The organism is Paracholeplasma manati (genome assembly GCF_025742995.1).
GTDB lineage: Bacteria > Bacillota_I > Bacilli_A > Acholeplasmatales > UBA5453 > Paracholeplasma > Paracholeplasma manati.
On record NZ_JAOVQM010000002.1, the window covers coordinates 415,862 to 428,345 of the forward strand.

The 12,484-nt window shown below is 39.0% G+C and carries 17 protein-coding genes; 16 read left to right on the forward strand and 1 reads right to left on the reverse strand.

All coding sequences use genetic code 11. The annotated features are described in order from the left end of the window. Position 1 precedes the first annotated feature (1 nt). Genes N7548_RS04115 through N7548_RS04185 form a run of 15 tightly spaced genes read left to right on the forward strand, consistent with a single transcriptional unit; the run spans position 2 to position 11,497 of the window. Entirely contained in the window at positions 2–295 is a 294-nt protein-coding gene (locus N7548_RS04115) for a DUF1292 domain-containing protein (RefSeq protein WP_263608168.1), read from the forward strand. Further along, positions 258–860: an O-methyltransferase gene (locus N7548_RS04120; RefSeq protein ID WP_263608170.1), complete on the forward strand. Its 603-nt coding sequence runs from the start codon at positions 258–260 to the stop codon at positions 858–860. The genes N7548_RS04115 and N7548_RS04120 overlap by 38 nt, the downstream gene beginning before the upstream one ends. Then, positions 857–1,747 carry a peptidase U32 family protein gene (locus N7548_RS04125; protein WP_263608171.1) on the forward strand — a complete coding sequence of 297 codons (891 nt, stop codon included), beginning with the start codon at positions 857–859 and terminating at the stop codon, positions 1,745–1,747. Before N7548_RS04120 ends, N7548_RS04125 begins: the two co-directional genes overlap by 4 nt. Beyond that, the gene (locus N7548_RS04130) at positions 1,744–2,940 is read left to right on the forward strand and encodes a peptidase U32 family protein (RefSeq protein WP_263608172.1); all 1,197 of its coding nucleotides are present in this window, start codon (positions 1,744–1,746) and stop codon (positions 2,938–2,940) included. Before N7548_RS04125 ends, N7548_RS04130 begins: the two co-directional genes overlap by 4 nt. Beyond that, complete coding sequence (locus N7548_RS04135) at positions 2,930–3,583, forward strand: M48 family metallopeptidase (RefSeq protein WP_263608173.1); 654 nt, start codon at positions 2,930–2,932, stop codon at positions 3,581–3,583. The genes N7548_RS04130 and N7548_RS04135 overlap by 11 nt, the downstream gene beginning before the upstream one ends. 59 nt (positions 3,584–3,642) lie before the next feature. Beyond that, positions 3,643–4,119, forward strand: coding sequence for a transcription elongation factor GreA (greA, locus tag N7548_RS04140; RefSeq protein WP_263608174.1), 477 nt, complete (start codon positions 3,643–3,645; stop codon positions 4,117–4,119). 1 nt (position 4,120) lies between these two features. Then, entirely contained in the window at positions 4,121–4,681 is a 561-nt protein-coding gene (locus tag N7548_RS04145) for a YqeG family HAD IIIA-type phosphatase (protein ID WP_263608175.1), read from the forward strand. Next, a complete protein-coding gene (locus N7548_RS04150; RefSeq protein ID WP_263608176.1) occupies positions 4,665–5,711 on the forward strand; it encodes a GTPase in 1,047 nt (348 codons plus the stop codon). Before N7548_RS04145 ends, N7548_RS04150 begins: the two co-directional genes overlap by 17 nt. Further along, positions 5,708–6,271, forward strand: coding sequence for a bis(5'-nucleosyl)-tetraphosphatase (symmetrical) YqeK (yqeK, locus tag N7548_RS04155; RefSeq protein ID WP_263608177.1), 564 nt, complete (start codon positions 5,708–5,710; stop codon positions 6,269–6,271). Before N7548_RS04150 ends, yqeK begins: the two co-directional genes overlap by 4 nt. After that, entirely contained in the window at positions 6,259–6,582 is a 324-nt protein-coding gene (gene rsfS / locus N7548_RS04160) for a ribosome silencing factor (protein ID WP_263608178.1), read from the forward strand. The genes yqeK and rsfS overlap by 13 nt, the downstream gene beginning before the upstream one ends. A 2-nt stretch (positions 6,583–6,584) precedes the next feature. Further along, entirely contained in the window at positions 6,585–7,229 is a 645-nt protein-coding gene (locus tag N7548_RS04165) for a class I SAM-dependent methyltransferase (protein ID WP_263608180.1), read from the forward strand. Positions 7,230–7,284: 55 nt separating this feature from the next. Then, entirely contained in the window at positions 7,285–7,779 is a 495-nt protein-coding gene (locus tag N7548_RS04170; RefSeq protein WP_263608181.1) for a ComEA family DNA-binding protein, read from the forward strand. Next, positions 7,748–9,838: a ComEC/Rec2 family competence protein gene (locus tag N7548_RS04175; RefSeq protein ID WP_263608182.1), complete on the forward strand. Its 2,091-nt coding sequence runs from the start codon at positions 7,748–7,750 to the stop codon at positions 9,836–9,838. The genes N7548_RS04170 and N7548_RS04175 overlap by 32 nt, the downstream gene beginning before the upstream one ends. Positions 9,839–9,876: 38 nt before the next feature. Next, the gene (gene holA / locus N7548_RS04180) at positions 9,877–10,827 is read left to right on the forward strand and encodes a DNA polymerase III subunit delta (protein ID WP_263608183.1); all 951 of its coding nucleotides are present in this window, start codon (positions 9,877–9,879) and stop codon (positions 10,825–10,827) included. Between the two features lies 1 nt (position 10,828). Then, entirely contained in the window at positions 10,829–11,497 is a 669-nt protein-coding gene (locus tag N7548_RS04185) for a 3'-5' exonuclease (RefSeq protein WP_263608184.1), read from the forward strand. A gap of 23 nt (positions 11,498–11,520) precedes the next feature. Here the strand turns inward: N7548_RS04185 and rpsT are convergent, their stop codons facing one another. Beyond that, positions 11,521–11,784, reverse strand: a complete 264-nt coding sequence (gene rpsT / locus N7548_RS04190; protein ID WP_263608186.1) for a 30S ribosomal protein S20 — start codon at positions 11,782–11,784, stop codon at positions 11,521–11,523. A gap of 107 nt (positions 11,785–11,891) precedes the next feature. Between rpsT and pgsA the strand changes: the two genes are divergently transcribed. Continuing rightward, a complete protein-coding gene (gene pgsA, locus N7548_RS04195; protein ID WP_263608187.1) occupies positions 11,892–12,461 on the forward strand; it encodes a CDP-diacylglycerol--glycerol-3-phosphate 3-phosphatidyltransferase in 570 nt (189 codons plus the stop codon). Positions 12,462–12,484 lie beyond the last annotated feature (23 nt).

Consider the following 12,484-nt stretch of genomic DNA (forward strand, 5'->3'; position numbering starts at 1 on the left):
CATGGATGATAACAAACTCACCATCATATATGATGGCGAAGAAGTAATGGCCGATATTTTATTTACCCATTACTCCGAACAAACAGAAAAAAATTACGTAGTATTTCAATTTTCCGACCGCGATGAAGTCAGCGCGGCTGTATTCGTTGAGACCGAGAATGGCGAAGGCTATTTCGAGGATGTGCAAACCGACGAAGAATGGGAAATGCTTGATGAGTTATTACAAAACTACTTAGGTGATGACCAGGATGACGAAGATGCACAAGACGACGAGGACGAATCTGACGAAGATTAATGAACTCAAACTAAAAGCCCAATCGTTAAAAGTACCAATCCTATCTGATGATGGGCTTTTATTTTTGGTAGAAACCCTTCAAAAATACAATGTACAATCTGTTTTAGAAATTGGGTCTGCTGTGGGCTATAGTGCCATTGCGATGGCAACCCATACTGGCGCACATGTGACCACCATCGAACGCGAAGTGGATTTACATGCCTTTGCCGTTAAAAACGTGGCATCATTTGGATTAGAACATCAAATCACCCTCATCCTTGGGGATGCATTGGAGGTTGAATTGAACCCTCATAGCCGATTTGATGCGATATTCATTGACGCTGCCAAAGCCCAATATGAGAAGTTTTTTACCAAGTATGAACCGTATTTATCCGATAAGGGCATCATCATTACCGACAACTTGAATTTTCACCATGTTGACATAGAAACGGTATCCCGTGGGACGAAAAATCTCGTGAAACGCCTAGAAGCATTTAAACAGTTTTTAAAAGAACACCCAGAATATGACAGTGAATTGTTCGATATCGGTGACGGTATGAGCATTTCGAAAAGGAACCGCCCATGAAAAAGTTAGTGACATTATTTGAAATTGAATCCATACCTAAACTAGCACCCCATGTAAATGGTTTTATCCTTGGACAAAATGGGGTATCCACACGATTGACTCGCAGTTTTTCGACTGAAGAAATCATTCAAGCTTCAAGTATCATGAAATCACTCGGCAAATCGTGTTTCATCATCATGAACCGTATCTTACACGATCAAGATGACCATCGATATGAAGCATTCATCCAATCGGTTGATAGCGACGCCATCACAGGGTACATTGTGGGAGATATCGGTGTACTATCCATTGGAAAGCAACTAAATATCTCACACAAAATGATTTATAACCCTGAAACCCTAATTACAAACGTGTTTGACGCTCATTTCTACCATTCATTGGGCATCCAAGGGGTTTATTTGGCCAAAGAAATCACCATCGATGATATGGTTAATATTGGTCAAAATAGACCGTATGCATTATTCGCTTATGGCCATGGTTATTTGAATATGTTTTATTCAAAACGCCAATTGATTGAAGCCTATTTTGAAAATAAAGACATGGATAACCCTTACCATGATCAACGAAATCTATCGGTAGTAGAGGAAAAAAGACCTGAATTTAAATACCCTATTTTAGAAGATGAAGCAGGCACACACGTGTTTAGAAACCATGTTTTTTCAAGTCTAAATCATTTAAAGACACTCGAACAAGCCATCGATTATTTGGTATTTGATACCATTTTTCATAATGACCAATATGCATTAGACGTGCTAAAGATATATGAATCTGGTGTGGCATTATCAGATCCATCGGTTCAAGATATCCAAAAACACTACCATGAGGTTTGGGATGAAGGATTCTTCTTCAAGAAGACTGTCTACAAACCGAAGAAGGTGGAATTATGACCGAATTACTCGCCCCAGCTGGGGATTTAGAAAAATTAAAGATTGCGATCCTGTATGGCGCAGATGCTGTATTCATCGGTGGGATGGAATTCAGCTTAAGAGCCAGAGCTTCTAACTTCACCTTGGATAACATCAAAGAAGGGGCTGACTTTTGTCATGCCCATGGCAAAAAGCTCTACGTGACCACCAACATCATCCCTCATAATGACAATATGGATGCGTTGATTGAATACCTTAAAGGATTAGAACAAGCAGGGGTAGACGCCATCATCGCAGCTTCACCTTACATCGTCGAGACTGCGAAGAAACACACCAACATACCCGTTCATATCTCCACTCAACAATCGGTGGTGAATGGCCACGCAGTGCGATTTTGGAAAGATTTAGGCGCAGAGCGTGTGGTCCTTGGTAGAGAACTTAACATCGATGAAATCTCAAACATCACGGCAAATGCTGGGGTTGAAATTGAAGTATTTATCCATGGTGGTATGTGTGCATCTTATTCAGGACGTTGTACCTTATCGAACAATATGACTGACCGTGACGCGAATCGTGGTGGGTGTGCCCACAGCTGTCGTTGGAACTATGATTTGTATTCAGATGAAACCTTGATTTCAGATGAAAAAATGCCGTTTTCAATGAGTTCAAAAGACTTACAAACCCTCGCATTTATCCCAAAATTGATCGACGCGAATGTATCGTCATTGAAGATTGAAGGCCGCATGAAATCGATCCATTACATCGCGACCGTGGTGAGAAGTTACCGTTTGTTAATGGATGAGTACTTATCCACTGGAAAAGTCAAAGATATATCGATCTATGAAAAAGAAATTCGTAAAGCTGAAAATCGTCTAACGTCCTTTGGCTTCCTGGGTGGGATGCCAAAAGCAGAACAACAACTCTATAATTTGAGAAGCGAAGAACCGACCAAAGAATTCCTAGGGTTGGTCGTCGATTATGACCATGAAACACAAATCGCGACCATTGAACAGCGCAATCATTTCACACCTGGTGAACTGGTTGAAATGGTCGGACCACGTTATCAACACACCTTTACTATGGGTGAAATTAGGGATTCTAATGGCAATCTCCTAGACGCAGCGAGACACCCGAAACAAATCCTCAAAATACATATCCCGTTTGAAGTCAAACCGTATGACATGCTTCGAAAGGTTTTAGTGGATGAAAATTGAGAAATCGGGTAAAACGCTCGAATACGTCGTCATTCATAAAGCCATTAAGCATGCGTATTTTAGGGTAAAGGACCGTCAAATTGTCGTGACCAAAGGGCCAAGAATCCCCCTACAAGTGATTGAAAAACGGTTATGGGATAACTTTGATCAGTTTCATGAATTGACCCAAAAACAAACCAAAACCTATGATGAATTGTCTTTATTTGGTAAAAGTTACCCGCTAAAAATCATCATCGGTGCACCTTTTGCTTATGAGATTTCAACTACGATTACCCTACATTTGATGAAAGAATCGGATATTGAAAAAGCCATTCAAACGCTTTATGGGTATGAACTAAAAAAAGCCCTTGATGGCTTAACACCGTGGTTGATAGATGCATTAAAGCCATTTCATTTACACCCACTACCGACCAAGATTAAATATTTAAAATCCAAGTTTGGTAGTTGTCATACCCGAAAAAAAGAAATCACGATGAATGCTTATCTCGCCAAACTTGATTTGATCTATACCAAATACGTTTTGTTACACGAATATGCCCATCTGTTGGTGCCCAACCACCAAAAACCGTTTTATGATGTGTTAGATTTGATGATGCCAGGGCATCGTGCAATTCAAAAAGCACTCAGAAAACACCATATATAACTATCTAATTTTAAAAAATTAGTGTATAATTAGAGAATGTAAAAACAAGGAGTGATTTTATGGCAAAAAATAAACAGGTTTTTGAACTCACACAAGAAGGGGTAGACCAACTCAGAAGTGAACTATCCTACTTAAAAGATGTCAAAAGACCAGAAAACGTCATCGCTTTACAAGAAGCACGTGCTCAAGGCGACTTATCCGAAAACGCCGATTACGATGCAGCGAGAGACGAACAAGCAAGAATTGAAGCACGCATCAAAGAAATCGAAAATATTCTTGAAAACTTCAAGCTCATTAGAGCATCCAACGATAACAAAGTAACCACAGGTAAAACCGTCGTATTACATTTCGTCGAAAAGAACAAGACTGCTGAGTATCAATTGGTCGGTACGATTGAAGCGAACCCAATGCTCAATAAAATTTCTACCGATTCACCAGTGGGTAAAGCCATCCAAGGTACCACTGAAGGCGACACCGTCGAAGTTCATTTAGAAACCGGCAAAACTTTCCACATTCAAATCGTTGAAGTTAAATAATATGAAGCAAGGGAAATATCTGAAATTTATCCCAAGCGAATATCAAAAATCGGTGAAAAACATCGATTTTTTACACTTATATCACGCTGGTTTTCGCACTTTATTCATCGATATTGATAATACTTTGGTATCTTATAAAGAACACCATTTAACCGATGATTTAAAAGGCTTTTTAGATGGCATTCAAGCCATCGGTTTTCAATTGGTCTTAATTTCAAACAACAAACAACCAAGGGTAGAAACCTTTGTGGGTAACCATGATTACCCTTATATCTTCAATGCACGAAAACCGTTAAAAAGAGGGTTTAAAAAAGGCATGCATTTGGTGAACGAATTAGACCCGAAAAAAGTGGTCCACGTGGGAGACCAAGTGATGACCGATGTTTTAGGGGGCAATCGTATGGGATTCTATACCATATTGGTGAGCGCCATTGAACGAAAATCCGATATTTTACCTACCAGAATCAACCGTAAGATGGAAGCATTCTTCATTAAGAAAGTGAAGAAACACCAAAAAGCACTCTATGAAAGCAGGTTACGTCCCTATGTTGAAACGTTGTAGTGGTTGTGGCGTGGTTTTACAGGATGCCAACGAAACCAAACCTGGGTATGTGAAGGATTTAAACCATGATTTGTGTTTGGATTGTTTCAATCTAAAACACTACTCTAAAGTGAATTCCGTAACCATCCATACAGGTGACATGCCACAAATCAAAGAAGAGGCACTGATTGTTTATGTATTATCAGTGAATCATTTAAACTTAAGATTAAAATACCGATTGGACCGTCATTTTCCCAATTCACCAGTGATTTTGGTCATCAATCACATCGATACGTTAGAACCCTCTGTGAACCTAAACCGCATGATTGAGCGTATTCGTCAAGAAGCCAATAAACTCCAAATGAAATTTGTCGATGTTGTGCCGGTATCGGCATTACAAGATAAATATGTCGATGTCTTGATGGCATCGATTGAACACCACCAAAAGCAACGCAATGTCTATTTGGTCGGATTTCAAAATAGTGGGAAATCGCTCTTATTCAAACGCATTGCGAGTCACTTAAACATCGAAACAACCGTGTTATCGGGTAAAAAGCCTGGTTTAACACTCGCTGATTTTGAAATTCCATTCAATCAGAATAAATTGGTCGATACCCCGGGGATTTATTTGCCAGGGTCTATCGCTTCATTTTTACCTTATGACTCGTATAAGGACTTGATTATTGAAACCCGTGTCAAACCAAAAATCTATCAACTCAATGAACAACAAAGCTTGTTTTTTGGCGGGATATTCGCGGTGTCTTATTTAGACGGCGGATTCAAAGGCATCGCGTGTTATGCATCACCTGCCATGCAAATCCATCGTACCAAATATGACCCAACGTATGAAAAGTTTAATCAGTTACAAACAACGATGAAACACACTATAATAGGAGTGAACTTCATCAAACAAACGTATCGCTTACAACCAAATTTGGCTTATGAACTCGCCATCTCGGATGTCGCGATGATTCACATCAAAGGCAAGGCGACGATTGAAGTTTATCTGCCAGAAACCATGAGGGTTACGCTAGAGGAGGCACTCTATTGAGCTTAATCGCTTTGGTTCAAGAAAAATTAAAGCACCATCCCAACCGGTTTAATCACATTTTAGGGGTGAAAGAACGCGCCCTTGAGTTACAAAAAATTTATGGGGGCAACGCAGCCGCAATTGAAACGGCAGCCATCCTACATGATTTATTCAAGTACGATAGTATCACTGAACAAACCCAATGGATTAAAGATGACAATGAAGTCATCAAATACCAATCGGTACCGGTAGCCTACCACGCGATAGCAGCGGCTTATTATGCCAAAGATGTTCTCAACATCGATGACCCCATCGTCTTTGAAGCCATTTATTATCATATTTGGGGTAAGGTGGGCATGAGGCTAGAAACCATGATCATCTGTGTCGCGGATTTTTGTGAAAAAAACCGTACATTTCATGGGGCTAAAACCGTGTACGAACTCTCGAAAAAGGACCTTCAACAAGCCTTCATATTGAGTTTAGAATACACCATTGAATATTTAAACGAGGGTGGATTGACCCCGTTTTACGAACAATTAGATGTTTTAAAATACTATAAGGAGACACCATGGAATTATTAGAAAAAATCATTAAAACGATCGACATCGTTAAAGTCACAGATGTTAAAGTTTACGATATGGAAAAGAGTTCACCATTCTTTGATTATGTCGTTTTAGCAACCGCGAATGAACGCCAATCCAACGCGTTGATTCAATATTTGAAAGAATCGGTTGGTACCGAACAAATCCGCGGATTTGAAGGCAAAACAGGCGGATGGCTATTGGTCGATATGGGTGAGGTTATACTACACTTATTTTCCAAAGAAATGCGCGACTATTATGGTTTCGATAAACGCTTAATGGGACTTAAATTAGTCGATATCAAAGCGTAATCATGTCATTTCAAGATTTATATGTCCAATTGATTGAGGACATCGATTATGATCCCATCATCGAGTGGATTAAACCACATTTGAAACCATCTCAACGCATCCTTGATGCAGGGTGTGGTTCCGGTGTAATTTTAGTACCCCTCACAAAAGCAGGGTATGATGTGGTTGGTGTCGATATCGATACTAAGATGTTGTCTTATGCCCAACAAGCTTTATTTGAAGCTGCCTTACCTGTGCAATTATATGAACACGACTTGAGAACCCCACTCTCACAAACGTTTGATGTGATATTATTGTTTAATGACGTGGTCAATTACTTTAAAGGGGTAAAAACAGTCTTCAAAACGCTTAAAAAAGCGCTCAATCCAAATGGGTTCATCCTGATGGATTTTTATAAAGAAGACTATTTATCGGTTATGTATTGGTATGAAGAAGCGGAAACATCCCCGATTCACTATCGATGGACTTCACGCGTTAAAGGGGTTTGTTTAACCCACACAATCACAAACTATAAAGATACGTATGAGGTTAAACAATATGTATATCCAGTCGATTATTATCGAACTGTCTTAGAATCTTTGGGTCTAACGGTTGTCATTACTGAGGGACCAGATGAACGAAAACATTACTTGAAAGCGAGCTTGTAGCTCGTTTTTTCTTTTATTCAGGGGTTGTTTTGTATATATTATATGAGGTGAAATCATGAAAAAAATCATACCATTGGTCTTGATCATTTTAATCATTGCAGGCTTGTTGATTGTACCTAGAATACAAAGCGTTGAAAAAGCAGAACCGGTCACGAAACCCACGCTCATTAAAGTAGAAATCCGTGGGGCTGTGAAGATGCCTGGGGTATATGAAGTGGTTTCAGGGACAACCCTAGAAACCCTCATTGCTTTCGCGATGGGCACGGATGTATCCGCAGATCTGCGTCAAATCAATTTAACGGCACCCTTGATGGATGGTGTAAAGTATGTTATCCCAACCAATACAGAAGAAACCACAGATAAAATCAATATCAATCAAGCTACCCTAGAAATGCTGATAACACTGCCAGGGATTGGTAAAGTAACCGCACAACGCATCCTGGATTTCAGAGCGAAAGAAGGGCCTTTTATGCGGATTGAAGACATTCAATTGGTATCAGGCATTGGGGCTCAAACCTATGAAAATATTCAAGCGTTTATTACCATCTAGTCACATCCATTTATACGCGATAGGGCTAGGTTTGGCGTGGTTAGCCTACAGGCATTGGTGGGCTTGGATACCCCTTTTACTGTACGCTTATTGGATGAGAAAACAACGCATTTCAAAAAGCATTTGGGTGATGATGATTTTGTTTTATGGGTGGACTTGGTATGTTTTCGAACAACCGATACCAACCCCAAACCCTCAGGGCATCATCGTCCAACAAGAAGATGTGAAAGCAGGGTATCGATACACCGTTCAATATGGGCTTTACCGCTATCATTTATATACACCTGAAGTGCTCAATATTGGATCCATCATCAGCGTTGAAGGTGATTTTAAAACATTTGAAACAGATCGTTTTGAAGGGGCATTTTCCCCAAAAGATTATTATCGCTCTAAATGGGTTACGCATGTGATTTATCAACCCAAAATTATCCAACAACATCAGATCTGGATACCCCATCAAATCCATCAAGATTTAAAACAACATATTGGACAATTACCGACATATACACAAGTGTTTGTCAGTAGTTTGGTTTTGGGTATTTTTGAATCGGATATGAAGGCGCGTATCTCAAAGATTGGTATTACACATTTATTCGTCCTATCGGGTTTACATGTGACGGTATTGATGGGGATTCTAAATCGATGTTTATGGTTTTTGCCAAAGAAGATTAAATTGGGTTTAGAAACGGTTCTGTTATTCACTTATTTATGGGTGACACTCTTCCCCATATCATTGATACGTGCTGTGATTCAAACCCTATTATTTGAGTGGTTAAATCACGACAAAATCCGTTATACAAGGTTAGATGCATTTTCGTTCACCTGGGTGCTGATGCTAATCATCAACCCTTACTATTTAAGCAATACCAGTTTTCAACTGACATTTTTGGTCAGTTTTCTATTCATCATTAGCAACTTTAAAACCGACGCCTTAGGCATGATGGTATCGACATTCTCAGCCCAAACGTTGGTGTTACCGATTACCAGCAAAATAACCAATCAAGTATATCCTTTGGCCTTTTTGGTTGCGCCATGGTTTATACCAGTGTTTAGTTATGTGCTATTACCTTTATCGTGGTTAGCGCTTTGGGATAAACTAGGGATGATTCTAAACCCTGTGTTTGAGTTGGTTTTAAACACCATAGGGTTTTTAGAAGCAGGGGCTTTTTATTTTACAATACCTGTTTTGAGTGGGATTTTCGCCCTCTTTTATTGGATTTTATGGGGGATGGCTTCTATTGGTCCCTACAAGATTAAAAAAGCGTATCGAATGACTTATGTGGTTCTATTTTTGGTATTGATTCCGCAGTTAAAGTACCTTAATCCTATCGGAAAGGTGACCTTTCTTTCCGTTGGACAAGGTGACACCACCATCATTGAAAGACCTTTCCGTCAATGTACGGTTGTGATCGATGCGTTCGGTGATGTGATGGATTATTTGTATTTACAGCACATCCAAACCATCGACTATTTAATCATCACACATGGGGATTTTGATCATCATAGAGAAACTGAACCTATTCTGAATTCATTTCAAGTCAAACAATTGGTTTTATCCAAATACGATGAAGGCGATTTTGAAGCATCGATGCGAAAGTATCATCCTTTGTACGTGAAACAAGGCGATAAACTGCCCTGTGGTGACATCGAACTAAACATTTTATCACCCATTCATAAAAGCAATGATGACAATGAAAATTCAATTGTTATTCAAACCAAAATTCGAGATACAACCTATTTATTTATGGGTGATTTGGGTGTATCCGGAGAAACAACATTGGTGAATCAAAATCAAGAATTGAGTAGTGATATTTTAAAAGTCGGACACCACGGGTCAATCACATCCTCCCACATATCGTTTTTGACCCGTGTGAATCCCAAAATCGCGATTATTTCAGCGGGGGTGGATAATCATTTTGGTCATCCCCATCCTGCCGTAGTTGACCGTTTGAAACAACGAGGTATAGATGTCTATCAAACCAATGTCGTTCAAACCATCACCTTCATCGATTTACCGTTTTATAAACGACATATCATTTTAGTGCACAAAAAGGGGTAAAATATAGTATAATATTCATTAAGAAAGAGGGAGATTTCATGCCTGATTTAATGTATCTTTTTATCGGTAATGACCCATTTTTAGTTGAAAATGCAGTGGAACAATTGGTCAAGAAATTGAATGTAGATCCATTCAACGTCTTAACCTATGATTTAGAAGAACATGGTCTCGATGAATTACTCCAAGAAATGAACACCATTTCTTTTTTCGCCGATAAAAAAATCATCAAAGTGAAAAATCCGTGGGTATTTTATGACGAACGTGCTGATGATTATCTACCAGACTTCATCAAATATTTCCACAACCCCAATGAAGATACTACCCTCATCTTTTTACTTGAACGGGGCATGGATGCGAGCCTAGCAGCTTCAAAAGAAGCGAAAAAATACGTGCGCATTGAAACTGTCGCAGATATGGCAAAAGAAGATTTCAAACCTTATGTTAAAAAAGCGTTTGAATCGTTAAAGTACACCATTGAAGACTTGGCGGTCGATGAACTGTTAGAAAGAACGAATTTCGATATTTCAATGCTCAATAATGAGATTGCAAAACTCAAATTATTCGCATTTGATGATAAACGTATCACGTTAAAAGACATCAAACAATTGGTTGCGAGAAACTTAGAAGAAAATATCTTTGAATTAACCAATGCAGTACTAGCGAAAAATAAAAAGCGCATTTTGGAAGTTTATTATGATTTGTTGGAAAAAAACGAAGACCCTATTCGCATCATTTTCAACATCGCTTCTAAACTCAAAGAAACCATTCAAACCAAACAGTTGTTAGAAAAAGGATACAACCAAGAAGCGATTGCATCCTATTTCAACGTCAAATCCAGCAAAGCTTACTACATGGTGAAGAATGCACAGCAGATTTCAAAACAAAATTTAGAGTCATTATATGAAAAATTGTCCAACCTCGACTTTGACATCAAGTCAGGTCGCATGGACAAAAAGTTAGGCTTAGAATTATTCTTATTGGAGGTTTAATATGTTGGTAGAAAAATATGAGCACATCCTGGTCTTCGATTTTGAAACCACAGGTTTATCTCCGAAAACCGATAATGTCATCGAAATTGGGGCGGTCTTGTTAAAACGGGACCCCATTTTAATGCAATACCGTGCCGAACAAGAGTTATCTGTTTTGATTCGTCAAGATCGACCTTTGCCAGCCAAAATCATTGAAATCACCCACATTACCGATGAAATGTTGTTGCGTGATGGCATCGAAGAAGCAGATGCTTTCAATCAACTCAAATCAATGATTCGTCCAAATACGCTCCTAGTCGCCTATAACATCGCATTTGATTATGGGTTTTTAAAAGCACTCTATCGTAAACATGTAGATTCATTCTATGAAATAGAGGAAGACTTATTAGACGTGATGGCCATCTATCGCGATCGTCATCCATTCCCACACCGTTTGGATAATGTCGTAATCACCTATCAAATTGATCATAAAAATACCCACCGCGCGATCGACGATGTGAAAGCAACCCTCAAAGGATTAACAGCGATGATCAAGGAACGCGATACGGTGGATAAATATATCAACGTGATTGGATACAATCCAAAATACCCACCGACATATCCACTCAATAAAAATGTTCGAATGGTCCCACAATATGGGAACCGCTTAGAGATTGAGAAGCTAAAATAAAAAAAAACACATCCGAGATGTGCTTATTGTAGTTTGTTAACTAATAGTGCAAGTTGAGATTTGTGGTTGGCAACAAAGTTTTTGTGGAAAATACCTTTGGCTTGTCCCTTATCCAATTTCTTATTTGCAAAAGATAGATTGACTAATGCCTTTTCCTTATCTCCAGCAGCTACTGCTTTCTCTACTGCTTTGATAGCGGTTTTGGTAGAAGATTTGAATGATGCATTGATTAATCTGCGCTTTTCGTTTGTCTTGATACGTTTGATTTGTTGTTTGATGTTAGCCATAATGTCACCTCCCGTGATAAGCAACTCAAATTATACCAAATGGCATTTTAAAAAGCAACTATTAAAGGAAAAATATGTTAAAATAAGTTGAAAGAGAGAGATGATGGATGACATTGCCAAATAAACTCACTTTAAGCCGTTTCGTAGCGATTCCGGTGATGGTGATTATTAGTTTTTTAGAACCGCTTAGAAGCGTGGATAATGTGCTTTTCGGATTGGATTTTGCACAGTTATTCTTCGCGATTTTATTTGTATTAGCCAGTTTTACAGATTTCCTCGATGGGTACCTTGCGAGAAAATATAACCAAGTGACCACCTTTGGTAAATTTACCGATCCAATCGCGGATAAATTACTAGTCCTAACTGCGTTTTTATACCTTCAATCGATGGGTGATCGTGTACTTTGGTGGATGACTTTAATTGTAGTTGCGAGAGAATTCATCGTAACAGGGGTACGCTTATTGGCAGTTGAAAAAGGGAAAGTCATCGCAGCCAGCCCATTTGGTAAACTCAAAATGGTCTCAACTGTGGTAGCACTCGTGGTATTATTATTCAATGATTTTGGATTACCAACGGTGATTGGAGACGTCTTGTTGTGGTTAGCGCTCCTATTTACAGTATTATCAGGTGCGGACTATTTTTGGAAGAACCGCCACTTGGTATTTGAATCGATTTAAAAAAAGAAAAATGCAACCATCCC

Excerpts from the sequence above, each read along its gene's own strand:
- N7548_RS04115 (WP_263608168.1), top strand. The coding sequence starts at position 2 with ATGGATGATAACAAACTCACCATCATATATGATGGCGAAGAAGTAATG.
- N7548_RS04120 (WP_263608170.1), top strand. The coding sequence starts at position 258 with ATGCACAAGACGACGAGGACGAATCTGACGAAGATTAATGAACTCAAA.
- N7548_RS04125 (WP_263608171.1), top strand. The coding sequence starts at position 857 with ATGAAAAAGTTAGTGACATTATTTGAAATTGAATCCATACCTAAACTA.
- N7548_RS04130 (WP_263608172.1), top strand. The coding sequence starts at position 1,744 with ATGACCGAATTACTCGCCCCAGCTGGGGATTTAGAAAAATTAAAGATT.
- N7548_RS04135 (WP_263608173.1), top strand. The coding sequence starts at position 2,930 with ATGAAAATTGAGAAATCGGGTAAAACGCTCGAATACGTCGTCATTCAT.
- greA (WP_263608174.1), top strand. The coding sequence starts at position 3,643 with ATGGCAAAAAATAAACAGGTTTTTGAACTCACACAAGAAGGGGTAGAC.
- N7548_RS04145 (WP_263608175.1), top strand. The coding sequence starts at position 4,121 with ATGAAGCAAGGGAAATATCTGAAATTTATCCCAAGCGAATATCAAAAA.
- N7548_RS04150 (WP_263608176.1), top strand. The coding sequence starts at position 4,665 with ATGTTGAAACGTTGTAGTGGTTGTGGCGTGGTTTTACAGGATGCCAAC.
- rsfS (WP_263608178.1), top strand. The coding sequence starts at position 6,259 with ATGGAATTATTAGAAAAAATCATTAAAACGATCGACATCGTTAAAGTC.
- N7548_RS04165 (WP_263608180.1), top strand. The coding sequence starts at position 6,585 with ATGTCATTTCAAGATTTATATGTCCAATTGATTGAGGACATCGATTAT.
- N7548_RS04170 (WP_263608181.1), top strand. The coding sequence starts at position 7,285 with ATGAAAAAAATCATACCATTGGTCTTGATCATTTTAATCATTGCAGGC.
- N7548_RS04175 (WP_263608182.1), top strand. The coding sequence starts at position 7,748 with ATGAAAATATTCAAGCGTTTATTACCATCTAGTCACATCCATTTATAC.
- holA (WP_263608183.1), top strand. The coding sequence starts at position 9,877 with ATGCCTGATTTAATGTATCTTTTTATCGGTAATGACCCATTTTTAGTT.
- N7548_RS04185 (WP_263608184.1), top strand. The coding sequence starts at position 10,829 with ATGTTGGTAGAAAAATATGAGCACATCCTGGTCTTCGATTTTGAAACC.
- rpsT (WP_263608186.1), bottom strand. The coding sequence starts at position 11,784 with ATGGCTAACATCAAACAACAAATCAAACGTATCAAGACAAACGAAAAG.
- pgsA (WP_263608187.1), top strand. The coding sequence starts at position 11,892 with ATGACATTGCCAAATAAACTCACTTTAAGCCGTTTCGTAGCGATTCCG.